Origin of the sequence: Puniceibacterium sp. IMCC21224 (genome assembly GCF_001038505.1) — a bacterium.
Classification (GTDB): domain Bacteria; phylum Pseudomonadota; class Alphaproteobacteria; order Rhodobacterales; family Rhodobacteraceae; genus Puniceibacterium.
Window position 1 is genome coordinate 1,547,051 of record NZ_LDPY01000001.1, and the last position, 24,323, is coordinate 1,571,373.

At 59.1% G+C, this 24,323-nt stretch carries 24 protein-coding genes; 16 read left to right on the top strand and 8 right to left on the bottom strand.

The window, feature by feature from the left end:
* Positions 1-24 precede the first annotated feature (24 nt).
* Together IMCC21224_RS07115 and greA are read right to left on the bottom strand one after the other, a co-directional pair.
* Entirely contained in the window at positions 25-1,032 is a 1,008-nt protein-coding gene (locus IMCC21224_RS07115) for a hypothetical protein (RefSeq protein WP_047994759.1), read from the bottom strand.
* 15 nt (positions 1,033-1,047) lie between these two features.
* A complete protein-coding gene (greA, locus tag IMCC21224_RS07120) occupies positions 1,048-1,518 on the bottom strand; it encodes a transcription elongation factor GreA (protein WP_047994760.1) in 471 nt (156 codons plus the stop codon).
* A 306-nt stretch (positions 1,519-1,824) separates the two neighbouring features.
* Here greA and IMCC21224_RS07125 point away from each other — a divergent pair, with 306 nt between their 5' ends.
* From IMCC21224_RS07125 to IMCC21224_RS07135, 3 genes are all read left to right on the top strand, one after another.
* A complete protein-coding gene (locus IMCC21224_RS07125) occupies positions 1,825-3,474 on the top strand; it encodes an electron transfer flavoprotein-ubiquinone oxidoreductase (RefSeq protein ID WP_047994761.1) in 1,650 nt (549 codons plus the stop codon).
* A 177-nt stretch (positions 3,475-3,651) separates the two neighbouring features.
* On the top strand, positions 3,652-5,385 hold the full coding sequence (locus IMCC21224_RS07130) for a tetratricopeptide repeat protein (RefSeq protein ID WP_047994762.1): 1,734 nt from the start codon (positions 3,652-3,654) through the stop codon (positions 5,383-5,385).
* Positions 5,378-6,214, top strand: coding sequence for a 4-(cytidine 5'-diphospho)-2-C-methyl-D-erythritol kinase (locus tag IMCC21224_RS07135; protein WP_047994763.1), 837 nt, complete (start codon positions 5,378-5,380; stop codon positions 6,212-6,214). Before IMCC21224_RS07130 ends, IMCC21224_RS07135 begins: the two co-directional genes overlap by 8 nt.
* Here IMCC21224_RS07135 and IMCC21224_RS07140 read toward each other — a convergent pair.
* On the bottom strand, positions 6,206-7,207 hold the full coding sequence (locus IMCC21224_RS07140) for a polyprenyl synthetase family protein (protein WP_047994764.1): 1,002 nt from the start codon (positions 7,205-7,207) through the stop codon (positions 6,206-6,208). The genes IMCC21224_RS07135 and IMCC21224_RS07140 overlap by 9 nt on opposite strands.
* A 56-nt stretch (positions 7,208-7,263) precedes the next feature.
* On the opposite strand from IMCC21224_RS07140, the gene IMCC21224_RS07145 reads away from it, so the two are divergent.
* The 3 genes from IMCC21224_RS07145 to IMCC21224_RS26980 all read left to right on the top strand — a co-directional run bounded on the left by IMCC21224_RS07145 (position 7,264) and on the right by IMCC21224_RS26980 (position 8,552).
* The gene (locus IMCC21224_RS07145; protein WP_047994765.1) at positions 7,264-7,482 is read left to right on the top strand and encodes a DUF2007 domain-containing protein; all 219 of its coding nucleotides are present in this window, start codon (positions 7,264-7,266) and stop codon (positions 7,480-7,482) included.
* 3 nt (positions 7,483-7,485) lie between these two features.
* Positions 7,486-8,259 carry a tRNA1(Val) (adenine(37)-N6)-methyltransferase gene (locus IMCC21224_RS07150; protein WP_047994766.1) on the top strand — a complete coding sequence of 258 codons (774 nt, stop codon included), beginning with the start codon at positions 7,486-7,488 and terminating at the stop codon, positions 8,257-8,259.
* A gap of 116 nt (positions 8,260-8,375) precedes the next feature.
* Entirely contained in the window at positions 8,376-8,552 is a 177-nt protein-coding gene (locus tag IMCC21224_RS26980; RefSeq protein ID WP_082135152.1) for a YdcH family protein, read from the top strand.
* 351 nt (positions 8,553-8,903) lie between these two features.
* On the opposite strand, the gene phbB is transcribed toward IMCC21224_RS26980, so the two are convergent.
* The 3 genes from phbB to IMCC21224_RS07165 all read right to left on the bottom strand — a co-directional run bounded on the left by phbB (position 8,904) and on the right by IMCC21224_RS07165 (position 11,935).
* Positions 8,904-9,626 (bottom strand): acetoacetyl-CoA reductase, encoded by a 723-nt coding sequence (gene phbB / locus IMCC21224_RS07155; RefSeq protein WP_047994767.1) that lies wholly within the window; start codon positions 9,624-9,626, stop codon positions 8,904-8,906.
* A 173-nt stretch (positions 9,627-9,799) separates the two neighbouring features.
* A complete protein-coding gene (locus tag IMCC21224_RS07160) occupies positions 9,800-10,975 on the bottom strand; it encodes an acetyl-CoA C-acetyltransferase (protein WP_047994768.1) in 1,176 nt (391 codons plus the stop codon).
* 216 nt (positions 10,976-11,191) lie between these two features.
* Positions 11,192-11,935, bottom strand: coding sequence for an EAL domain-containing protein (locus IMCC21224_RS07165; RefSeq protein WP_082135153.1), 744 nt, complete (start codon positions 11,933-11,935; stop codon positions 11,192-11,194).
* A gap of 384 nt (positions 11,936-12,319) precedes the next feature.
* Here IMCC21224_RS07165 and rpsD point away from each other — a divergent pair, with 384 nt between their 5' ends.
* Positions 12,320-12,940, top strand: coding sequence for a 30S ribosomal protein S4 (gene rpsD, locus IMCC21224_RS07170; RefSeq protein WP_047994769.1), 621 nt, complete (start codon positions 12,320-12,322; stop codon positions 12,938-12,940).
* Positions 12,941-13,071: 131 nt separating this feature from the next.
* On the opposite strand, the gene IMCC21224_RS07175 is transcribed toward rpsD, so the two are convergent.
* Complete coding sequence (locus IMCC21224_RS07175; RefSeq protein WP_047994770.1) at positions 13,072-13,305, bottom strand: hypothetical protein; 234 nt, start codon at positions 13,303-13,305, stop codon at positions 13,072-13,074.
* Positions 13,306-13,535: 230 nt separating this feature from the next.
* Between IMCC21224_RS07175 and IMCC21224_RS07180 the strand changes: the two genes are divergently transcribed.
* The 3 genes from IMCC21224_RS07180 to IMCC21224_RS27695 all read left to right on the top strand — a co-directional run bounded on the left by IMCC21224_RS07180 (position 13,536) and on the right by IMCC21224_RS27695 (position 16,471).
* Entirely contained in the window at positions 13,536-14,867 is a 1,332-nt protein-coding gene (locus IMCC21224_RS07180; RefSeq protein WP_047994771.1) for an NAD(P)-dependent oxidoreductase, read from the top strand.
* A 25-nt stretch (positions 14,868-14,892) separates the two neighbouring features.
* Positions 14,893-16,200 carry an NAD-dependent dihydropyrimidine dehydrogenase subunit PreA gene (gene preA, locus IMCC21224_RS07185; protein ID WP_047994772.1) on the top strand — a complete coding sequence of 436 codons (1,308 nt, stop codon included), beginning with the start codon at positions 14,893-14,895 and terminating at the stop codon, positions 16,198-16,200.
* Positions 16,201-16,300: 100 nt separating this feature from the next.
* Complete coding sequence (locus tag IMCC21224_RS27695; protein ID WP_197089180.1) at positions 16,301-16,471, top strand: hypothetical protein; 171 nt, start codon at positions 16,301-16,303, stop codon at positions 16,469-16,471.
* A gap of 127 nt (positions 16,472-16,598) precedes the next feature.
* On the opposite strand, the gene IMCC21224_RS07190 is transcribed toward IMCC21224_RS27695, so the two are convergent.
* Positions 16,599-17,219: a TetR family transcriptional regulator C-terminal domain-containing protein gene (locus tag IMCC21224_RS07190; RefSeq protein WP_047994773.1), complete on the bottom strand. Its 621-nt coding sequence runs from the start codon at positions 17,217-17,219 to the stop codon at positions 16,599-16,601.
* A 194-nt stretch (positions 17,220-17,413) separates the two neighbouring features.
* Here IMCC21224_RS07190 and IMCC21224_RS07195 point away from each other — a divergent pair, with 194 nt between their 5' ends.
* The 6 genes from IMCC21224_RS07195 (at position 17,414) to IMCC21224_RS07225 (ending at position 24,185) form a co-directional block, all read left to right on the top strand.
* Positions 17,414-18,664 carry a Zn-dependent hydrolase gene (locus IMCC21224_RS07195; protein WP_047994774.1) on the top strand — a complete coding sequence of 417 codons (1,251 nt, stop codon included), beginning with the start codon at positions 17,414-17,416 and terminating at the stop codon, positions 18,662-18,664.
* Positions 18,665-18,769: 105 nt separating this feature from the next.
* A complete protein-coding gene (gene hydA / locus IMCC21224_RS07200) occupies positions 18,770-20,221 on the top strand; it encodes a dihydropyrimidinase (RefSeq protein WP_047994775.1) in 1,452 nt (483 codons plus the stop codon).
* Between the two features lie 258 nt (positions 20,222-20,479).
* Positions 20,480-21,301: an ABC transporter ATP-binding protein gene (locus IMCC21224_RS07205; protein WP_231582029.1), complete on the top strand. Its 822-nt coding sequence runs from the start codon at positions 20,480-20,482 to the stop codon at positions 21,299-21,301.
* Positions 21,302-21,475: 174 nt separating this feature from the next.
* Positions 21,476-22,339: an ABC transporter permease gene (locus tag IMCC21224_RS07215; protein ID WP_047994777.1), complete on the top strand. Its 864-nt coding sequence runs from the start codon at positions 21,476-21,478 to the stop codon at positions 22,337-22,339.
* The gene (locus IMCC21224_RS07220; RefSeq protein ID WP_047994778.1) at positions 22,336-23,172 is read left to right on the top strand and encodes an ABC transporter permease; all 837 of its coding nucleotides are present in this window, start codon (positions 22,336-22,338) and stop codon (positions 23,170-23,172) included. Before IMCC21224_RS07215 ends, IMCC21224_RS07220 begins: the two co-directional genes overlap by 4 nt.
* Positions 23,173-23,207: 35 nt before the next feature.
* Positions 23,208-24,185 (top strand): ABC transporter substrate-binding protein, encoded by a 978-nt coding sequence (locus IMCC21224_RS07225; protein WP_047994779.1) that lies wholly within the window; start codon positions 23,208-23,210, stop codon positions 24,183-24,185.
* Positions 24,186-24,323: the final 138 nt, after the last annotated feature.

Genomic DNA, 24,323 nt, shown 5'->3' on the forward strand with positions numbered 1-24,323 from the left:
AGCGGAGCACGTGTGCTGCGCGTGTCAATCGAACGTCCCGGCGACACGGCCCAGTAACATAAAGGCGCGGGCGGTGCGGGTGTTGGAAAACTCTGAAATGTCACTGTCGCTTGCGTTGCCCTCGAAGCGGGCGAATGTTTTGTCAAAAAGGCGCAGGAAATGATGCGCGGCGTCGCGAAAAATCGGGTCCTGTTTCATCCGGCCCGCCGTCAACGCGAGCGACGACCGGTCGCGCACGCCGCCAAGGGCGGCGATGGCACGGCCACGATCACCGGCAGCAAAGTGGCGCCAGACCTCGGGGCGGGCCTGATCGGGGCGCAGGTCGTCCATATAGATGCCATCCTGGCTGAGCAGGGTCAGTACATCCTGGCTGGCCTGCACTAGTTGCGCAGACGGTCGGTCGCGCAAGGCGCGGCGCAAGGCAGCAAAGCCTGCTGTGTCCTCGGCTGTGTCGGGAAAATTCAGCGCGCGGATCAGGTCGGTGTTCGTCAGCGGCGGCGCGAGAGATTCGGCCGGCGTGCCGAGTGCCAGGCCAGGTTGATCACTGCCGCCAGCTGGCTGGGCGACGGGCTTGGGCGCGACGGTGTTTGGATGCGGCACACGTATCGAGGTGAACATCGCCAACGCCGTCTCGGCCTTTTTCTGCGCTGCCGCAATATCGTCGAGCTTTTTCGCGATGGAGGGGCTGGTGGTGTCGTGCGCGGATTGCTGTTGTTGCGCGACATACGCGTGGCGGATCGCGTCGATCGCGCTTTGCAACCGCGCGCTTTCTTCGCGCATCACGCGGCTGGCGCGGGTTGCCGTCGCCCCGACCCAGATCATTGCCACCGGCAGGAACAGCGTTATCACGGTCAGCATCTGCCGCAGACCGTCGGCGCCATCAGTGGCACGCAACAGAAAATACCCCCCCGCGAGCACCAGCCATAGCCCGCTGAGCACGAGGGCGGTGATCTCGATCCCGGTTACAGCGCTGCCAGCGCGTCGGTCATAAAGACCGAGCGGCGTGGTGCGGGCATCGTTGCTGTCGGCCATGGGCCCCTCGCTCTGTCAGATATACGCGATCTTGAGCACTTCGTAAGATTTGACGCCGCCGGGAGTCTTGACCTCGACGCTGTCGCCTTCTTCCTTGCCGATCAGCGCGCGGGCGATGGGCGAGCGTATATTCAACAGGCCTTTTTCGATGCTTGCCTCCTGCTCGCCGACGATCTGCCAGGTTTTTTCCTCGTCGGTATCCTCGTCCACCAAGCTCACGGTGGCGCCGAATTTGATCGACCCCGACAGCTTTTGCGGGTCAATCACTTCGGCCAGACCGATAATGCCTTCGAGTTCTTTCACACGACCTTCGATAAAGGACTGCTTTTCGCGGGCAGAATGATATTCGGCATTTTCGGACAGATCACCATGTTCGCGGGCTTCGGCGATCGCGCGAATGATCGCGGGGCGTTCAATGGATTTGAGCGTCTTCAGCTCGGTTTCGAGCGCCGTGTGCCCGGCGCGGGTCATCGGGATCTTGTCCATGGTCCTACCAAAAAATGTACCGCGCGCCCGTTCCCGGACGGCGGTGGGTGTGTGTCAACAATCGCCGTTAACTGTGCATTGGCGCGCGCAGAATGCAAGCCAGAATCATAGACCGGGCGGCGGGCCTTTGCCGGTTGATTGAACGACGATTGTGCAGTTGGCATCGCCAAAGACGTGTGTAATGGTCGCGTCCGGGGCATTTTACGCGGTGTGCAATTGAACTGCGGCTGCCCCTGAGGTAGCGATTCCCGGAAGAAAATAGACGGGTCAGCCGGGGCCCGTGGATAGCATGGGGAGCCGTCTGTTATGGGTGATGTGATACGCGAAGCGATGGAGTATGACGTGGTGATCGTGGGAGCGGGGCCTGCGGGCCTGTCTGCCGCCATCCGTCTTAAACAGCTCGACGCGGATCTGAACGTCGTGGTGCTGGAAAAAGGCTCTGAGGTTGGCGCGCATATCCTGTCGGGCGCGGTGCTGGATCCCCGCGGGCTAGACGCGTTGATTCCGGAGTGGAAAACCAAAGGCGCGCCGGTCAAGATCCCTGTGCGTGAGGACAATTTTTATCTGCTGGGCGAGGCGGGCAAGATTCGTATCCCCAACTTTCCGATGCCCCCGCTGATGTCGAACCACGGCAATTATATTGTCAGCATGGGCAATGTCTGCCGCTGGATGGCTGAACAGGCCGAAGAGTTGGGGGTCGAGATTTTCCCCGGAATGGCCTGTTCCGAGATGGTCTATGGCGACAATGGCGAAGTGCGCGGTGTGGTCGCGGGTGAATTTGGCCGAAACCCCGACGGCACCCCCGGCGATGGCTATGAACCGGGGATGGAGTTGCTGGGCAAATATGTGTTCCTGAGCGAGGGGGTGCGTGGATCTCTGGCCAAGGAAGTCATCAATAAATACGACCTGAGCGCAGGCAAGGAACCGCAGAAATTCGGCCTTGGCATGAAAGAAATCTGGGAGATTGACCCGGCCAAGCATAGCGAAGGCACCGTGACCCATACCATGGGCTGGCCGCTGGGCAGCAACGCCGGCGGCGGGTCGTTCATCTATCATCTTGAGAATAATCAGGTCTATGTCGGCTTTGTGGTGCATCTGAACTACAAGAACCCGCATCTGTATCCCTACATGGAATTTCAGCGGTTCAAGCATCACCCGATGGTCGCAGAATTGCTGAAGGGTGGCAAACGTGTGGCCTATGGCGCGCGGGCGATTTCAGAAGGTGGCTATCAGTCGATGCCCAAGATGGTGGCGCCGGGCGTGGCGTTGCTGGGCTGTTCTGTCGGCATGGTCAACGTGCCGCGGATCAAGGGCAACCACAACGCGATGCTGTCAGGCAAGGCAGCGGCCGAGGCGGCCCATGCCGCCATTCAGGTGGGTCGTGGGTCCGACGAATTGATCGCATATGAGAAAGAGGTACGCAATGGTGACATCGGAGCGGACCTGAAAAAGGTGCGCAATGTCAAACCTTTGTGGTCCAAGTTCGGTCTTGTGGCGTCGCTGACGCTGGGTGGGTTCGACATGTGGACCAACACCTTGGGGTTTTCGCTGCTAGGCACTGTCGGGCATGGCAAAACCGACGCCGCTGCGACCGGTAGGGCAAGCCTGTTCGAGCCGATTGATTACCCCAAACCCGATGGAAAACTGTCGTTTGACCGGCTGACCAACGTGTCCTTCAGTTTTACCAATCACGAAGAAAACCAGCCCGCGCATCTTAAGCTCAGGGATCCCTGGGTGCCGATCGGCACCAACCTTCCAGCCTATGCCGAACCGGCGCAACGCTATTGCCCGGCTGGCGTCTATGAGGTGGTGCGCGAAGAGGGCAAGGATCCCCGTTTCGTGATCAATTTTCAGAACTGCGTCCATTGCAAGACGTGCGATATCAAGGACCCTAGCCAGAACATCGTCTGGACCGTGCCGCAGGGTGGCGACGGGCCGAACTATCCCAATATGTAACTGTTTTTTGCGTTGGGGGCTTACGAAACGGTTTCCGGCGTTTCTGTGTCTTGCTGCCGTTTCAGACGATCACGGGAACGTTTTCGCTGCTTTTGTTGGATTTCGGTGCTCTGCATTGCGCGTTCAGCGCTCTGCGGCTAGTCTCGCTCCAAACAGATCATGGCAGAGTGAGGCAACATGACCAATTGGGCAAACCAGCTGCTGCGTGGCGTCGTTCTGGCCGCAGCTCTGGGCGCTCCGGCAGCAGGCACTGCCGCGGGCATTTCGGGCGACTATCTGGCAGCACGTCAGGCGAACTACTCCGGCGATTACAAGGCTGCAGCCAAATATTACGGTCAGGCGATCCTGCTGGACCCCGGCAATGGCGATCTGATGGAGCGCGGGGTTCTTGCCAATCTGTCGCTGGGCGATTTTGACCGCGCGATTGCGCTGGCGGATCAATTGTCCGACGGCGGCTTTAGCAGTCAGATCGGGTATATGGCACAGATGGCGGGCCTTGCCGCATCCGAGAATTACAGTGCGATCCTCAAACAGGTCGATGCAAACAAGGGCGTCGGCGTGCTGATTGACGGGCTCGTGCAGGCCTGGTCAGAACTGGGGCAGGGCGACCTGAGCGCCGCCCTCGTCAAATTCGACGAGGTGGCGACCATTGATGGCATGGGGCCGTTTGCCGCCTATCACAAGGCGCTGGCGCTGGCGTCAGTCGGTGATTTTGAGGGGGCCGAGACGATCTTTGCCGCAGGCACTGCCGGGGGCATGCAGATGACGCGCCGGGGCACCGTGGCGCGGGCCGAGATCCTCAGCCAGTTGGATCGCAACGCTGATGCGGTCGCGATGATTGACGAAAGTTTTGGTCCCGATCCCGATCCGGGACTCAGCACGTTGCGGGCAGATCTAGCGGCTGGCACCCGACTGCCGTTTTCCCACATCAGCGGCGCACGCGATGGGTTGGCCGAGGTGTTCTATACCCTCGCCGGGGCGCTGTCGAACGAGATGAACGACGATTTTACCCTGCTTTACACCCGTGTTGCAGTCTACCTGCGCCCCGATCACGTCGATGCGTTACTTCTGGGCGCCGAGCTGTTGGAAAAGCTGGAACAGAATGATCTTGCGGTGGCGGCCTACAAACAGGTTCCGCGCGACAATCCGGCATATTACGCTGCTGAACTGGGTCGCGCCAATGCGTTGCGTGCCTCGGGCAAGGTGGATGCAGCTGTCGAAGTGCTGGAACAACTGGCTGAAACGCATGGCGACCTGCCGCTGGTGCAATCGACGCTGGGCGACCTGTTGCGCCAGCAGGAACATTTCGAAGACGCGATTACCGCCTATACCCGCGCGCTGGATACCTTTGACGAACCCAATGTCACGCAGTGGTTTCTGTATTACGCTCGTGCGATCAGTCATGAACGTCTCGACCACTGGGACGAATCCGAGGCCGATTTCCGCGCCGCGCTAGAGCTGAACCCCGAACAGCCCCAGGTGTTGAACTATCTTGGCTATTCGCTGGTCGAGAAGCAGCAAAAGCTGGATGAGGCGCTGAACATGATCGAACGGGCCGTCGCTGCGCGACCCGACGCTGGGTATATCGTCGATTCGCTGGGCTGGGTGCTGTACCGACTGGGTCGCTATCAAGAGGCGGTCGGACATATGGAACACGCAGCCGAGTTGATGGCGGTCGATCCGGTGGTGAACGATCATCTTGGCGATGTCTATTGGGCGGTGGGACGCAAGCTCGAAGCGCAGTTCCAATGGAAACGCGCGCTGTCCTTTGCCGATTGGGAGGATGCGTCAGAAGAGGCCGACACGGACCGTATCCGGCAAAAGATCGCCGTTGGGCTGGATCAGGTCCTGCGCGAAGAGGGGTCGCCGCCGCTTGAGGTTGCTCAGGACAGTGCTGTCCCGAGTGACTAAGGCGTTTGCGCCCGCCAAGATCAACCTGACCCTGCACGTCACTGGCCAGAGACCGGATGGGTATCACCTGCTGGATTCGCTGGTGGTGTTTGCCGATGTCGGCGACCAACTGGTCCTGACGCCTGGATCTGCACTGACGATTGAGGTTTCGGGGGCGTTTGCCGCCGGTGTGCCACTGGATGCACGCAATCTGGTCTGGCGTGCGGCAGTGGCTGCGGGCTGGACGGGTCGGATCGTTCTGGAAAAGAACTTACCTCACGGCGCCGGGCTTGGCGGTGGATCGGCGGATGCGGCGGCGGTGCTGCGGTCGTTGTTCGGTGATGATGTGCGGTCAGGAATCGGGTTGGACGCCGCACTTGCCCTTGGGGCTGATGTGCCGGTCTGTCTGAGCAGCGCACCGCAGCGGATGTCAGGAATAGGCGAACGACTTGAGCGCGTCTGGCCGGTTCCGCAGCTTGACCTCGTGCTGGTCAACCCCGGCATTCACGTGGCAACCCCAGAGGTGTTCCGCGCGCTTGCGTGGCGCGATAATCCGGGGATGGAGCGGTGTGACGGCTGGTCCGACAGGCAGAATTTTGTCAATTGGCTGGCCATTCAGAGCAATGACCTCGAACCAGCAGCGTGCACGGCGGCACCGACCATCACGCGTGCCCTTGATGCACTAGCCGGTGCGCAGGTGGCGCGTATGTCCGGATCGGGCGCGACCTGTTTCGGGCTGTACCGATCCGCCGCCGCAGCGCAGGACGCCGCCCGTCAGATCGGCGCGCAACACCCGGACTGGTGGGTGGTGGCGACGCGCACTGTTGGGGTTGGCTGCGCCTCAGCTTAGCCGCGCAACAACGTAATCGGCCAGATCTGTCAGCATGTCCCGCAGGTCTGACGCGGGCAGGGCCTGTAACGCTGCTTTGGCATTGGCCGACCATGTCAACGCATCCTGACGCGTTTCCTCAAGCGCGCCATGATGGTTGAGGAGGGAAATTGCGTGCTCAAGATCGCCGTCTTCCTGCTTGCCGCGCTCGATCACGCGGGACCAAAAGGCGCGCTCGGTGGCTTCGGCTTTGGCCACTGCCTTGATCACCGGCAGCGTCAGTTTGCGTTCGCGGAAATCGTCGCCGACATTCTTGCCTGTGGCCTTGCTGTCGCCCTGATAATCCAGCAGGTCATCGACAATCTGAAAGGCGATCCCCAGCGCGTCGCCGTAGTCAAACAGCGACCGGATCACGGATTCCTCGGCATTGGCGATGACGCCGCCCACTTCGGTTGCAGCGGAAAACAGTGCCGCCGTTTTGCCGCGTACGATTTGCAGGTAGATCGCTTCGTCTGTGCGCAGATCCCGCGCGGCTGAGAGTTGCAGCACTTCGCCCTCGGCAATGGTGGCCGATGCGTTGGCTAGGATGTCCAGAACCCGCAGCGATCCGGTTTCAACCATCAACTGGAACGACCGGGCAAACAAATAGTCCCCGACCAGAACACTCGACTTGTTGTCCCACAGCAGGTTCGCCGTGGGTCGTCCGCGCCGCTGGCCGCTTTCGTCCACTACGTCGTCATGCAGCAGGGTCGCAGTGTGGATGAATTCAACCGTCGCAGCCAGATGCACATGGAACGGCCCGTCATAGCCGCACATCCGGGCCGCAGCGAGGGTCAGCATCGGACGCAGACGTTTGCCGCCAGCCTCGACCAGATGGGCTGTCACCTCGGGGATGCGGGGGGCGTGTTTCGATGCCATTCGAACCCGAATCAGCGTGTTGACTTCGGCCAGCTCTGCCGACAGAGCCGTGGCCAGACGTTCATGCGGTTTCGCTGCGACGTGGTCCAAGCTCATACCCTTTCCCCCGGACAAGGCTCGACAACTGCGCGCCCGATCCCTAAATCTTCTGTATGGAAGAACTCTTGCGCACCAATGACATCACGCTGATCCCGCGGGCTCAAGGTCTTCTTGAGGACGAGGGTATAGCCAGCTTTGAATTGGACGTAAATATGAGCATCCTCGAAGGGTCCATTGGCATTTTGCCGCGCCGTCTGATGGTGCGCAGCGCCGATCTGAACGATGCCCGCCGCATTCTGCGCCTCAACGGGGTCCGGTTCGAGGCGCGCTAGGCGGTGGAGGCCGGGGATTTCCCTGAGGATGCGCTGGTCTGCAACGACTTTTTGGGCGGACGGGTGCGGTTGTGGCAGCCGCGCAGGGGGTATCGCGCGGGCATCGATCCGGTGCTGCTGGCCGCTTCTGTGCCTGCGCGGCGCGGCGAAACTGTGCTGGAACTTGGGTGCGGCGCGGGTCCGGCGATGTGCTGTCTGGCCGCACGTGTGCCAGAATTGGATCTGGTCGGGGTCGAAAGGCAGGCGGCCTATGCCACGCTGGCGCGGCGCAACGCGATGCAGAATACCGTCAATGCCACGATTGTAACCGCTGATCTGACGTTGCTTCCTGTGCCGGTTTCGCAGCGACAATTCCACCACGTGATGGCCAATCCACCTTATTTTGACGCCACCGCCCGAACGGCCGCCATAGATCCTGGGCGCGAGGCCGGGCTGGCTGAGGACACGCCGTTGTCGTTCTGGGTCGCCACTGCTGCGCGCCGCACCCGGCCCGGCGGTTCGGTCACGATGATCCATCGCGCCAGTCGTCTGCCAGACCTGTTGGCGGCTTTTTGCGCATCTCTGGGGGCTGTTGAGGTGCTGCCGCTGTCCCCACGTGCTGACCGCGACCCCAAGTTGGTTCTGGTGCGTGGCAGGCAGGGCGGACGGGCGGCATTCCGCTTGCACAAGTCATTGATATTGCACGAAGGTCATGCTCATCCGGGCGATAGGGAGCATTACCGGCCTGAAATCCGCGCGGTGCTGCGCGATGCTGCAGCCCTCGGGTTTGCGTCTTGATTTTGTGGCGATGAATTACAATGTAACAATTTGGTAACCGTTTATTGCCACAGCTAGGTGACAGAATCTGATTTCTGTGATCGACTGAAGATCCATACAACATTCAGGAGGATAATATGAGCTTGAGTTCGCACCTGCAGGAACTGAAGAAAAAGCACCAATCCCTCTCGGACGCCGTAGAACAGGCGCAACGCGCCCCTGGTATTGACGACATGCATATTTCTGAGCTGAAAAAGCAGAAGTTGCGACTCAAGGAAGAGATTGCACGACTGTCGCCACAGACGATGCACTGACGACGCTTGGGTCCGGCGCAAACTGTGCCGGGCTCATTGTCCTTCGGCAGAGGGACGCATTTGATCCATTCGCCCAGTGAGATCAGAACCGAGGCGCTTGGGTATTTCTGATTTCAGCCACGACAGAAAAGCCGCGCCGCGCGGGCAAACAGCTGTTGATCGTAGGCTTTGGCACGGAGTTAACGCCTCTCAGCTTCACGATGACCAGGTTGCTGTTTTTAGTTCATCCAGAACGATAGCGCTGGAATGGCATATGCGTGTGCGATCTGGTTGGGGACGTAAAATGCCCCGGTCTTGTTGTGACCGGGGCATTGGTTCTGACCCTTCACGGGTTATGGCTTTTGTCGGATGTCAGGCAAAGAACTGGGCACCGTTGGCCGAGATGGTCGAGCCGTTGATAAAGCCAGCGTCGTCCGAGGCAAGAAATACCACGCAGCGGGCAATTTCTTCGGGTTCGCCAAGACGCCCGGTTGGGATCTGCGCGATGATCGAATCTCGGACTTTTTCTGGCACGGCCATGACCATCTCGGTGGCAATATAGCCGGGGCAGACGGCGTTGGCAGTGATGCCGGCGCGAGCACCTTCTTGGGCCAAACTCTTGACGATGCCAAGATCACCCGCTTTGGTCGCGGCATAGTTGACCTGTGCGAACTGACCCTTTTGGCCGTTGATCGAACTGATCACGATGACACGGCCGAACTTGCGTTCCCGCATTCCTGGCCAAATGGGGTGAACGGTGTTGAAAACACCGGTCAAATTGGTGTCGATAACGTCGTTCCACATCTCGGGTGTCATCTTGTGAAATGGCGCGTCGCGAGTGATGCCGGCATTGGCAACAACCACGTCGATCGGGCCAAGATCGGCTTCGACCTGGGCCAAACCGGCCTTTGACGCGTCATAGTCGGCGACGTTCCATTTGTAGGTCTTGATCCCCGTCTCTGCGGTGAAGGCTGCGGCTTTTTCATCGTTGCCGGCATAGGTTGCGGCGACGCTGTAACCGGCCGCTTGCAGTGCTTTGGAAATCGATTCGCCGATGCCACGGCTTCCTCCGGTGACGAGTGCAACTCTTGCCATATTTTCCTCCAGTTCTGGCTGATCTTTGTAACTTTGCTATCGGATTGAATTGCCTGGCGCAATAATATTACAACGCCGCGCTGCGGCATTTACGGTTTTTCCCATCTTTCTGGCCGCAGACATGCCAAGGGGCGCCCTAAAGCGCCCCCGGTTTGTGTCGTAATAACAGCCTTTTACGGACGCTCGACGCAGAGCGCGACACCCATGCCGCCGCCGATGCACAGGGTAGCAAGGCCTTTCTTGGCACCGCGCCGCTTCATCTCGAACAGCAGAGTGTTGAGAACGCGGGCGCCAGAGGCCCCGATCGGATGGCCAATGGCGATGGCGCCGCCATTGACGTTTACAATCGCCGGATCCCAGCCCATGTCTTTGTTCACGGCGCAGGCCTGAGCGGCAAACGCCTCATTCGCCTCGACCAGATCAAGATCTTCGGCCTTCCAGCCGGCCTTGGCCAGCGCCTTGCGCGACGCATAGATCGGGCCGACGCCCATGATCGAAGGATCAAGCCCGGCAGTGGCATAGGACACGATCCGTGCCAGCGGTTCGATCCCGCGCTTTTCGGCATTGTCCGCCGTCATCAGCAACACGCCAGCCGCGCCGTCATTCAGGCCCGAAGCATTGGCCGCTGTAACCGAACCGTCCTTGGTAAACGCGGGGCGCAGTTTTTGCATCGCTTCCATGGTAGCGCCGTGACGGATGTATTCGTCTTTGTCGACCACGGTTTCGCCCTTGCGGGTCTTGATGGTAAAGGCGATCACCTCGTCATCGAATTTGCCGGCCTTTTGCGCGGCCTCGGCCTTGTTCTGGCTGGCGACGGCAAATGCATCCTGCATCTCGCGCGTGATCTGCCACTGATCCGCAACGTTTTCGGCGGTCTGCCCCATGTGGTAGCCGTTAAACGCATCCCAAAGGCCGTCACGGATCATCGTGTCGATATAGGTCATGTCACCCATCTTGTGACCCTGACGCAGGTTGGCGGCATGGGGCGACATTGACATGTTTTCCTGACCGCCGGCGCAGATGACGTCGGCATCGCCAAGCAGAATGTGCTGGGCCCCAAGGGCAACCGCGCGCAGGCCCGAGCCACAGACCTGATTGATGCTCCAGGCGGCGGCTTCTTTGGGCAATCCGGCGTTAATATGGGCCTGACGGGCGGGGTTCTGGCCCTGTGCGGCTGTCAGGACTTGGCCAAGAATGGTCTCTGACACTGCGTCCTTTTCGATTCCGGCGCGCGCGACCAGCGCTTCGAGCATGGCTGCCCCCAGATCATGCGCGGGCGTATTGGCGAAAGATCCGCCAAAGCTACCGACAGCCGTCCGGGCGGCAGATGCGATTACGACATTGGTCATGTGTGGTCCTCCAGCAGGTTCCTGGCCAAGCGCCGATGCGCTTTGCCTCGCCCCCAGAAACCTTTCCTGTTCCGGTACGTCAAGGGGCTATCGCGGATTGGGTGCATCCTCGGGGCTGGCGAGGCCGTTATAAATGTGGGCTGGTGCTGACGGCACTTACCGAATCAGGCGAGCCTGATCGCTGCGCTGTGATCACCGGCTATAGAGGGCCGCATGTCAGGCCTTGGCGCGCTTTGGAAGGCGCTGTTGCCATGGCGGTGCGACGGTTGGCGCCCCGTAGTGATACCCCTGCAGGCAATCGACGCCCATCTGTTCAAGAAACGCCGCGTCCGCAGCCGTTTCGACAAATTCCGCCACCGTGAACATGTCAAACTGTTGTGCCACCAGCAGCATGGCCCGGGTGATTACCTGATTGTCGCAATCACTCGCGATTCCGCGAATAAACTGGCCGTCGATCTTGAGAATATCAAAGCTGAAGTCCTTGAAATAGCGGAACGCAGTGTAGCCCGCGCCGAAATCATCCAGGGCAAAGGAAATGCCATGCCGCTGGAGGTCCTGCATGAATGTGACCACCAATTCCGGCACCAGCATGGCAGAATTTTCGGTGATTTCCAGAATCAGCCGTTCCGCGATCAGAGGGTTGCGGTTCAAACCGCATGTGAGGATATGCATCCATTTCTTGTAACCGATTGAACGCGCCGACATATTGATGGCAAGCCGCAGCGATGGCTCATTCTCCAGCTCGGCAAGTCCCTTTTCCAGCGCGATGCAGTCTATGATCCGCCCGGTTTCGGTTTCTTCCACCGCGGCAATGAACTCCCGCGCCGGAATGATGCGCCCGGTTTCGTCCAGGACTCGAATCAACGCCTCGTGATAGGCGATGTGATCTGGGCGGCTGGCCTGTACCACCGGCTGGAACGCCAACAGCACATGGCCGTGGCGAACTGCGTCCCTTACCATGCCCAGAATAGTGCTATCGCGCGTCGCGACGGCCTCTGATATTGGGTCTGACGTCTGCGGGTCAGCGTCTCTGAAACCTTGTGGTGTCACCTGAACCTCCAATTCTTGACGGCCATCTTCACGCCACAAGGTTTAAGCAAGGTTTAAATTCACTAGGCCCGGTCAATTGGAGCTATTCTGCTGGGCGCAGGGGCTAGGTCACGCCTGGCGCCGGGATGCCGGTTGACACCGCGCATGTAGCGCCTATAAGCGCGCTTTCATTGGTGTTGGTGGGCCCTGCAAAGGGATTCCTGTCGGGGTTTCGGCCCAGAGGACAACGCCCTTCATCGTGCCGCGACCAGTCTAAAGCTGGTTCAGTCACACCCCTAAGAAGGAGATCAGACGGTGACCAAACGCACCTCTGCCAAGTATAAAATTGACCGCCGCATGGGCGAAAATATCTGGGGCCGCCCCAAGTCCCCGGTGAACCGTCGTGAATACGGCCCAGGCCAGCACGGTCAGCGCCGCAAAGGCAAGGTTTCGGACTTTGGCTTGCAGCTGCGCGCCAAGCAGAAACTGAAGGGGTATTATGGCGACCTGACCGAAAAGCAGTTCCGCCGCATTTTCCGCGATGCAGAGCGTCAGCGCGGTGACACCGGTGAGTTGCTGGTTGGTCTGCTCGAGCGTCGTCTCGACGCTGTGGTCTATCGCGCCAAGTTTGTGGCAACCGTGTTTGCCGCACGCCAGTTCGTGAACCACGGCCATGTGACCGTGAACGGCCAGCGTGTGAACATCCCGTCGTACCGCGTGAAAGAGGGTGATGTGATCGCCGTTCGCGAGAAATCCAAGCAGATGGCAGCGATCCTTGAGGCCGTCAGCCTGAGCGAGCGCGATGTTCCTGACTACATGGAAGTAGACCACAACAAACTCAGCTGCACCTTTGTGCGTGCGCCGGGTCTGTCGGATGTGCCCTATGCGGTTGTGATGGAACCTAATCTGGTCATCGAATATTACGCACAGAACTGATCCCGAGGCCGGGTCCGGGCGAGGGGATTCCCCTTACCCGGCCCGGTTTTGCGTCAAATGATCGACAAACAAAAAAGCCGCGCCCCGAAGGGCGCGGCTTTTTTGTGTCCGCACAACCTCTGAACGTGGCGTCAGAGGTAGAACATGTCACGGAAGACGTAGTGTACGATTTCGTCACGCTTCAGCCCTCGGTTGGCGAGTTGTTCGTCGCTCATCGCTTGCAGGCGCTCTACTTCCTGGATCTTGCGGTTGCTCTCAGCGATACGGACGAGGCCGCGACCGATGGTCTTGAAAATTTCGCCGATGACGTTGCCGCGATTAGGGGCTTCGGCGTGGGCGTGTGGTTCGACAAATGCAGTTGCCATTGTTCATATCCTTATGTCTGTGTTGCAGCCAACATATGCCCGCCTGCCCTCGGCGACCACAGACAGGTTGGAATAGCCGCATCCTTGGAATTGCATGGCTGAAACGGTGAAAAAACAGGCAGTTTTCCCGGTGGTGGGGTGCTTGCTCGACATATAATTTTTACCAGTTGATAAAAAAATTAACCTATGACAGCCTTTTCTGACAAATACGGCTCACGGAGTGGCGACAGATGGACGGAAAAGCGTTTGCGACAGGCGTGGTGCCCGGGCGGCTTGGTGCTGCTGATATTGCCGCGGGATTTGCTGATTTGCACCCGGTGCTGAACGATCACGAGGCGCTGGTCGCTTCTGATCGCTGCTATTTCTGCCACGATGCGCCCTGCATCACCGCCTGTCCGACCGATATCGACATTCCGCTCTTTATCCGGCAGATCGCCACGGGCACGCCGGATGCTGCCGCAAAAACGATCCTGAGCCAGAATATCTTGGGGGGTATGTGCGCGCGTGTTTGTCCGACCGAGACGCTGTGTGAAGAGGCGTGCGTGCGCGAAGCGGCCGAAGGCAAGCCGGTGGATATCGGGCGGCTTCAACGCTATGCCACTGATGGGCTGATGGAGCAGGGGATTCACCCCTTTGTTCGTAACGTCGACAGCGGCAAAAGGGTTGTCGTCGTTGGGGCCGGTCCGGCAGGACTAGCCTGCGCGCATCGCTTGGCGATGTATGGGCATCAGGTCGAGATCCTGGATGCGCGACCCAAGGCAGGCGGGCTGAACGAATACGGCATTGCGGCTTACAAGGCGACCGACGATTTCGCCGCCCGTGAGGTCGATTGGCTGCTCAAGATTGGTGGCATAACCATACGGACAGGGATCGCGCTGGGCCAGAATGTGGCGCTTGAATCCCTGCGGGCCGATTACGATGCGGTGTTCCTTGGCGTCGGGCTTGGGGGCGTTAACGGATTTGATACGCCTGGCGCGGACAAGTCCGGGGTATCGGATGCCGTGGATTTCATCGCCGACCTGCGCCAGACCAAGGATATGACGGCGTTGCCAGTGGGGCGCGATGTTGTGGTGATCGGGGGCGGGATGACTGCCGTGGACGCAGCTGTGCAGGCGCGGCTACTGGGCGCGCTGAATGTCACGATCGTGTACCGCCGTGGGCAGTCAAGGATGAATGCGAGCCGGTTCGAGCAGGATCTGGCCGCCTCAAAGGGGGTGCGGATTATCACCAATGCGTCGCCTGTGGCTGTGTATGGAAACGGTGCCGTGCGCGAGATCGAGTTTGAGTATACGGACGATGCGTTGACTCCTACTGGCCAAAAGTTCCGTCTGGCTGCCGATCAGGTGTTCAAGGCGATTGGTCAATCGCTTGAGGATGTTGATCTGCCAGCGTTGGACGGGCGCAAGATCGCTGTATCAACCGCTGGACGAACATCGTTGGATCTGGTCTGGGCAGGCGGCGATTGCGCCGCAGGCGGAGACGATCTGACGGTGACCGCCGTGGCTGAGGGGCGCGACGCTGCTGAGGATATTCACGCAAAACTGATGGCGGTGGCAGAGTGATTTCCACCCGACAGGAGGTACGCAAATGGCTGATCTGACAACCGAATTCGTAGGCATTAAGAGCCCGAACCCCTTCTGGCTGGCTTCGGCGCCACCAACAGACAAGGAATACAACGTCCGCCGTGCCTTTGAGGCTGGCTGGGGTGGCGTGGTCTGGAAAACCCTTGGCGAAGCCGGGCCACCGGTCGTCAACGTCAATGGTCCGCGTTACGGCGCAATCTGGGGGGCGGACCGGCGGCTGCTGGGGCTCAACAATATTGAACTGATCACCGACCGCCCGCTCGAGGTCAACCTGCGTGAGATCAAAGCGGTCAAGCGCGACTATCCCGATCGAGCGTTGGTCGTTTCGCTCATGGTGCCCTGTGTCGAAGAGGCATGGAAGGCAATCCTTCCACTGGTCGAAGAGACGGGCGCCGACGGAGTTGAGCTGAACTTCGGCTGCCCGCATGGTATGTCTGAACGCGGTATGGGCTCTGCGGTCGGCCAGGTGCCAGAGTACATTAAGATGGTGACACGCTGGGTCAAACAGAACACACGGATGCCCTGCATCGTAAAACTCACTCCGAATATCACCGACATAAAACAGCCGGCGCTTGCCGCGCTTAACGGCGGTGCCGACGCCGTGTCGCTGATCAACACGATCAATTCGATCACGTCGGTCGATCTGGATCTCTATGCACCGGAACCGACCATCGACGGCAAGGGCGCGCACGGGGGCTATTGCGGGCCCGCGGTTAAGCCTATCGCTCTTAATATGGTGGCCGAGATCGCGCGTACCCCTGAAATGGCACATCTGCCGATCAGCGGAATTGGGGGTGTGACTACTTGGAAGGATGCTGCCGAATTCATGGCGCTTGGTGCCGGTAATGTTCAGGTCTGCACGGCGGCGATGACCTATGGTTTCAAGGTGGTGCAAGAGATGATCTCTGGCCTTTCCGACTACATGGATCGCAAAGAGATGGTTGCCACATCGGAACTGGTGCGCAAGGCGGTACCGAATCTGTGCGACTGGCAGCATTTGAACCTGAACTATATTGCCAAAGCAAAAATTAATCAGGATCTGTGCATTTCCTGCGGTCGCTGCTTTGCGGTCTGTGAAGATACCTCGCATCAGGCGATTGCAATGACAGCTGATAGGGTATTTTCGGTGAAGGATGACGAATGTGTCGCCTGCAACCTCTGTGTCAATGTTTGCCCAGTAGAAGACTGCATTACAATGGAAGAAATGAAGCCAGGTGCTATCGATCTGCGCACTGGGAAAGTGGTAGATCCACACTACGCCAATTGGACGACTCACCCAAACAATCCGGGCGTTATCAAAGCCGCTGAGTAGACCTTAGCTCAAGATTTTTCGTACGAAAAATCTTGGTCCATATCTCTGCATCAACGAAAATTCGTAAGAATTTTCTTAGAGCCTAGCATATTACACGCATATGTCCGTCGTGGCAGATAATCACGTATTGGTCGCCACATGCGATGAGGTGAAAACCACGTCTCCGAACTTCATCAATGAGAGCCTCGCGACCGACCTCTCGATGGACATCACGCATTTTGCGCCGAACGACGCCGCCAGTGTGGGCCGCTTGCGCGGAAAAGATCCGTGACATCCAAGCCAAATTGACCGGCCGGTCAATCTGTTCGAGGGCGCGTTGCGAAAGAGAGGATGTGTGAACCTGCATGCTCCGAAACTTAGCTGGACAATGGTAAATGCCTCGTAAGTGATGTTTCAAGTCATATGCTGAGCAGTTTGTTGAACAGCATTTCCACATGTCGATCGGCACCCTTTTGCGCCGTTTCGACATCGGGCAGCAGGACCTGCACCTGCGAGGCGAAATCTGCATAATGCTGAGTGATCGCCCAGATCGAAAAGATCAGATGCTCGGGTTCTATCTGTGCAATCTTTCCGTCATCCATCCAGCCGCGAATTAGAATGCACTTCTCGTCAAACAGTGGCTTCAGTCTTGCGTGCAGATGTGGGCCGATCCGCGGTGCCCCTTGTGTGATCTCATTGGCAAATAGCCGACTTTCGCGTGGGTATGCGCGGCTCATCTCCATCTTGCGACTGATGTAGCGTAGCAGTTCTTCGAGCGGCGCACCCTCCGGGTCCATTTCTTCGAGCGGCGCCAGCCACTCATCCATCAAGGTGTTGAGCAATTCGATATGGATCGCCTCTTTGCTGGCAAAGTAATAGAGCATGTTTGGCTTGGACAGACCTGCAGTTTCGGCGATCTGGTCCAGCGTCGCGCCGCGAAACCCGTAGCGCGAAAATACATCCAACGCCGCGTCCAGAATCTTGCGCCGGTTGCGCAATTGAATGCGGCTTGGCTTTTTCTCAGTATTTTCAGTAGCCATCCGCGTCGCGTCCTATTCCGTCTTGCTTCTGGATTATGCAGCGCCTGACAGCGACCACCGGTTGCTATCAATTGCCCCAAGTGAAACCTTGACAGTCTGATGACGCATTGCAATCGTGTCTTGACCAAATGGTAAAAAACATGTGGGCCGGGGGCAACAGATGCCTGCCTGGTCGGAAGTGACGGGGACAAGACATGGCTGCACCGGGCGAAAACCTGAGGATAAACGGCGACCGGCTGTGGGAGACCCTGGTGCAGATGGCAAAGGTCGGTCCCGGTGTCGCGGGTGGCAACAACCGCCAGACTCTGACCGATGCGGATGCTGAGGGTCGCGCGCTGTTCCAGTCCTGGTGCGAGGCGGCAGGGTGCAGCATGGGATTGGATGCACTTGGCAATATGTTTGCGACGCGGGCCGGAACTGACCCCGACGCGTTGCCGGTCTACGTGGGCTCACATCTGGACACGCAGCCCACGGGCGGCAAGTACGACGGCGTTCTGGGCGTTTTGGGCGGGCTTGAGCTCCTGCGGACGCTCAACGATCTGGACATCAAAACCCGGCATCCGATTGTGGCAACCAACTGGACCAACGAAGAAGGGGCCCGGTTCGCGCCACCCATGCTGGCTTCGGGTGTCTTTGCCGGTGTGCATGCGCAGGACTGGGCCGAGAGCCGCGAAGACGCAAAGGGGCTGCGCTTTGGCGACGAACTTGATCGGATCGGCTGGCGCGGCGATGAACCTGTTGGCGCGCGCAAGATGCACGCCTTTTTCGAACTGCATATCGAGCAGGGTCCGATTCTCGAGGCCGAAGGCAAAGACATTGGCGTCGTGACCCATGGACAGGGGCTGTCCTGGACGCAAGTCACCATCACCGGCAAGGATGCGCATACCGGATCCACGCCGATGCCGATGCGGCGCAACGCGGGCCTTGGGATGGCGCGGGTGCTGGAATTGGTCGAAGAGATTGCATGGTCGCACAAACCTGATGCCGTCGGGGCCGCAGGACATATTGATGTCTATCCGAACTCGCGCAACGTGATTCCGGGTAAAGCGGTCTTTACTGTCGATTTTCGGTCGCCGGATCTTGGAGTGATCAAAGACATGGAGGCGCGCCTCAAGGTTGGCGCTCAGAAGATCTGTGACGATATGGGGCTTGGTGTCGAGTTCGAAGTGGTCGGAGGCTTTGATCCGGTGACCTTTGATCCGACCTGTGTTTCTGCGATCCGCGATGCCGCCGAGCGTCTGGGCTATTCTCACCGCGATATCATTTCGGGTGCCGGGCACGACGCCTGCTGGATCAATCAGGTGGCGCCGACGGCTATGATCATGTGCCCGTGCGTCGATGGGCTGAGTCACAATGAGGCTGAAGATATCTCAAAGCAGTGGGCGACAGCGGGGGCGGATGTGCTGTTGCACGCGGTGGTCGAGACGGCGGGAATCGTCGAATAAGGTGCAGGATAAATCGGGGGCTCTGCCCCCGGACCCCCGGCATATTTGGGAACAGAAGAAGACAAGGGTGCGGCCACGAGCCGTAGCGGATCGGAAGGGACTGAAATGACGACAGTCATCAAGAACGGCACAATCGTGACGGCGGATCTGACCTATGAGGCGGATATTCTGATCGAAGGCGGCGTGATCACCGAGATCGGCATCGGGCTGAGCGGCGACGAGGTTCTCGACGCGACCGGGTGCTATGTCATGCCGGGTGGGATTGATCCGCATGTGCATCTTGAGATGCCGTTCATGGGCACCTATTCGGCGGATGATTTTGAGAGCGGGACCCGCGCCGCGCTGGCGGGCGGAACGACGATGGTGGTGGACTTCTGTCTGCCAAGCCCCGGGCAGGGCCTGCTTGACGGATTGCAGATGTGGGACAACAAATCCACCCGGGCGCATTGCGACTATTCCTTTCATATGGCGGTGACCTGGTGGGGCGAAAAAGTATTTGAAGACATGAAGGTGGTGACCGAGAGGGGCATCAATACCTTCAAGCACTTCATGGCCTACAAGGGCGCGCTTATGGTGAATGACGATGAGATGTATGCCTCGTTCCAGCGCTGCGCTGAACTGGGCGCGATCCCTCTGGTGCATGCCGAGAATGGCGATGTGGTGGCGGAGCTGTCGGCGCGGTTGCTGGCCGAGGGCAACAATGGGCCCGAGGCACATGCCTATTCGCGGCCGCCGCAGGTCGAAGGAGAGGCCACCAACCGCGCGATCATGATTGCGGATATGGCGGGCGTGCCACTCTATGTTGTGCATACAAGCTGTGAAGAGAGCCACGAGGCGATCCGGCGGGCGCGGATGCAGGGCAAGCGGGTCTGGGGCGAGCCGCTGATCCAGCATCTGACGCTCGACGAGAGCGAGTATTTCAATGCCGACTGGGATCACGCCGCGCGGCGGGTGATGTCGCCGCCATTCCGCGACAAGCGCAATCAGGACAGCCTGTGGGCTGGGCTGCAGTCAGGGTCGTTGTCCGTGGTCGCGACGGATCATTGTGCGTTCACCACCGACCAGAAACGCTATGGTGTAGGGGATTTTACCAAGATCCCGAACGGGACCGGCGGGTTGGAAGACCGGCTGCCGATGCTCTGGACCTATGGTGTTGCGACGGGTCGACTGACGCCGAACGAATTTGTCGCAGTCACGTCGACCAATATTGCCAAAATCCTGAATGTGTATCCGAAAAAGGGTGCCATTCTGGTGGGTGCGGATGCGGATATCGTGGTTCTGGACCCTGAGAAAGAAAAAACCATCACCGCTGCGTCGCAGCAATCCGCCATTGATTACAATGTGTTCGAAGGCAAGAAGGTCAAAGGCCTGCCGCGGTATACCCTGACCCGAGGCCGGGTTGCCGTCCTGGATGGTCAGATCAAGCCGATGGAGGGACACGGTCGGTTTGTACCGCGCGCACCGATGGGCACTGTGAACAAGGCGCTGTCATCCTGGAAAGAACTGACGGCGCCACGCAAGGTCGAGCGGACCGGCATCCCGGCGAGCGGGGTCTAGGGAGATGCAACAGATAGACAAAGCGGTGCCGGTCAGTTTCACTGCCGGTATCGTCGAACTGATCTTTGGTAATTCTCGGACTAGGGGCGGGCGAGTATTTAGCGAGCAAAATTCGGATGGTCGCAATTCAGCTGGCGTTGCTTCTGACAAGTCGAATATTGCGATCTGTTTGGTGCGGGGTCTGCTGTTGAAACTGTCCCTGGGTTTGTGGGAAATTTCGGCCGGATATAGTTCTGTTTTAGAGAGGCCGCGCTAGCCGTGTCTATTTCGCCAGACGCAGACCGGGCCATTGACCGCGATACGCAAGCTGTGATCTCTGCCCGTAACCTTGACCTGACATTTCAGACCGGAGACGGGCCGGTGCAGGCGCTGAGCGATGTCGATCTTGATATCGCAAAGGGTGAATTTGTCAGCTTTATTGGTCCGTCTGGCTGTGGAAAGACGACCTTTCTGCGGGTCATGGCGGATCTGGAGCAGCCAACGGGGGGCGCGATCACCGTCAACGGCGTGTCGCCGCGCGAGGCGCGGTTGAGCCGGGCGTATGGCTATGTGTTTCAGGCAGCAGGTCTGTACCCATGGCGCACGATCGGCGGAAATATCCGTCTGCCGCTGGAAATCATGGGCTATTCGCGCGCCGATCAGGCCGAACGGGTGGCACGGGTGCTCGAGCTGGTCGAGTTGACCGGGTTCGAGAAAAAATTCCCGTGGCAGTTGTCTGGGGGGATGCAGCAGCGGGCGTCGATTGCGCGGGCGCTGGCCTTTGATGCTGACATCCTGTTGATGGACGAGCCGTTCGGCGCGCTGGACGAAATTGTGCGTGATCATCTGAACGAGCAGTTGCTGGCGCTTTGGAAGCGCACCGAAAAGACGATCTGTTTTGTGACGCATTCAATCCCCGAAGCGGTCTATCTGAGTAGCAAAATCGTGGTGATGAGCCCGCGGCCCGGACGGATCACCGATGTGATCGATAGCCCGCTGCCAAGAGACCGGCCGCTGGATATTCGCGATTCTGCGGTATTTCTGGAGGTGGCGCACCGGGTGCGCGAGGGGCTGCGGGCAGGGCACGCCTATGATGGATAGGATTCGCCCGACCCCGCATGGACGGTATGAGGATGTCGCCCGGTCGGGCACATGGCTGTCATCGAGCCCGGGGATCGATGTCCTAGCCGCTGGATCGACTGGAGGCGGGAGGATGCGCGCGATGATGGGGCGGATTTTGCGTATTTTAAAAGAGAAGAAGCGGGGAGCGGCGTGATGCGGCGCAGCGTCCTGCCGGTTGTTGTGGTGATCGCGGCGATTCTGATGCTTTGGTATGCGGGGGCAGTCTGGCTGAACGCAGAATGGGCACGGGATCAGGCGCGACGGGCCGGGGTGGAACTGACGGTTTTTGAACTGGTGGCGGATACCTGGGCCCAGGCAAAACCCAAGCTTCCGGCACCGCATCAGGTCGGGGTTGAGCTGTGGCAGACGGTGGCAGAGAAGAAAGTCACTTCGCGTCGGTCGCTCGTGTACCACGCCTGGATCACGCTGAGTGCGACATTGCTGGGGCTGGGTTTAGGGACGGTGTTAGGGTTCACGCTGGCGATCGGGATCGTCTACAATCGGGTGATGGATATGTCGGTGATGCCTTGGGTGATCGCCAGCCAGACCATCCCGATCCTGGCGATTGCGCCAATGATCATCGTGGTGCTGAACGCCGTCGGGATCAGCGGGCTGCTGCCCAAGGCGATCATCAGTATGTATCTGTCGTTCTTTCCAGTCGTGGTGGGCATGGTAAAAGGGCTGCGCAGCCCGGACCGGATGATGCTAGACCAGATGCGCACATGGAACGCCAGCGCGACGCAGGAGTTCTGGCGGTTGCGACTACCGATGGCGGCGCCGTATTTCTTTACTTCGATGAAGATCGCGATGGCAGCGTCTCTGGTGGGGGCCATTGTCGGAGAATTGCCGACGGGGGCCGTCGCGGGGTTGGGGGCGCGGTTGCTGGCGGGCTCGTACTATGGACAGACGATTCAGATCTGGTCGGCGCTGATCATGGCGGCGGCTCTGGCGGCGCTGATGGTGGGCCTGATCGGGGTTTTACAGCGGGTAACGCTGAAGCGGATGGGCATGGTATGAACCTGGTGGCGCTGGCGGTGGTGATCTGGGCGGTCGGCTGGGCGCTGAACGTCTGGCTTGTGCGACGTGGGCGCGGCGGAGTGTTGGTTCCGGTGATCTTTGGCCTGACCATCGTGCTGGTCTGGGAATGTCTGGTGCGCGGGCTTGAGGTTAGTCCGGTGCTGCTGCCCACACCTTCGGCGATTGCCGTGCGGTTTGCTGCATCGACCAATGTGCTGTGGGAGGATTTTGTTCAGACGGTAATCAAGGGCGCATTGACGGGCTATGTCACCGGGTGCGGCGCTGCATTTGTACTGGCGATTGTGGTGGACCGGTTCGATTTTCTGCGACGGGGCCTGCTTCCGGTGGGTAATTTCGTCGCCGCTTTGCCGATCATCGGGCTTGCTCCGATTATGGTGATGTGGTTCGGGTTCAACTGGCACAGCAAGGCCGCGGTTGTCGTGGTCATGGTGTTCTTTCCGATGCTGGTGAATACGGTACAGGGGTTGGCTGATAGCAGCGCCATGCAGCGAGATCTGATGCGGACTTATGCGGCGGGCTACTGGATCACGCTTTGGAAATTACGGCTGCCGACGGCGATGCCCTTTATCTTTAACGGGTTGAAGATTGCCACCACGCTGGCGCTGATCGGGGCAATCGTCGCTGAATTTTTCGGCTCTCCGATCCGGGGCATGGGCTTTCGCATCTCGACCAGTGTCGGGCAGCTTGCGCTTGATCTGGTATGGGCGGAAATCGTCGTTGCGGCTTTGGCGGGATCGGCCTTTTATGGGGGTGTGGCGATGCTGGAACGGGTGGTGACCTTTTGGCATCCGTCACAACGCGGTCGGACGTGATACAAAATCAACAGGACCAACAGGGAGTTAAGACAATGAAAAAAATTGGAATGGTAACAGCTGCGGCGCTGGGCCTGACGGCCAGTGTTGCGACGGCGGCGGATGATATGACGCTGCAACTCAAATGGGTGACGCAGGCGCAGTTCGGGGGCTATTACGTCGCGCTCGAAAAAGGATTCTATGAAGAAGAGGATCTGAATGTCACGATCAAACCGGGTGGGCCGGATATCGCTCCGGTTCAGGTGTTGCTGGGCGGCGGTGCGGATGTGATGGTGGACTGGCTTCCCTCGGCGCTTGCTGCGCGGGAAAAAGGTGCGCCGATTGTGAACATCGCGCAGCCGTTTGCCAGTTCGGGTCTGATGCTGACCTGTCTCAAGGAGCATGGCATCACATCGCCCGCAGATTTTCCCGGTCATACGCTTGGCACCTGGTTCTTTGGCAACGAGATCCCGCTCTATTCCTGGATGGGCAAGCTGGGCTATGCCACCGACGGATCGGATGGCGGTGTGACGATCCAGAAGATCAACTTTAACGTTGATCCGCTGCTGCAAAAGCAGGTCGAATGCGCCACCACGATGACCTATAACGAATATTGGCAGGTGATTGATGCGGGCCTGGCGCCTGACGATCTGGTGGTTTTCAAGTATGAGGACGAAGGCATCTCGACTCTTGAGGATGGCCTGTACACCACCGAAGATAAGCTGGCCGATCCGGCTGAAGTTGAAAAGCTGGTCCGCTTTGTTCGTGCTTCGATGAAGGGCTGGAAATACGCCGAGGCGAACCCGGACGAAGCTGCGGATATCGTGCTCGAATATGACGAGACCGGTGCCCAGACCGAAAAGCACCAGCGCCGTATGATGGGCGAAATTGCCAAACTGACTGCCGGATCCGACGGCGCGCTGGACGAGGCGGCGTTTGATCGCTCGGCCGAGATAACGATGGAAGGTGGCATGATCACCGAAGCGCCGGAAGGTGCCTGGACCCACGCTATCACCGACGAAGCCTTGAAATAGCGGCGACTTCGCCTTGAAATCAGCGGGGTGTTTCCCTTGGAGCCACTCCATTGTCAGTTCGCGGAACAGTTTCACTGGCGCGAGCGAAATGAGGGGCAGCCTTTCGGCCGCCCCTTTTGTTTTGAAATGTCTGTTCGA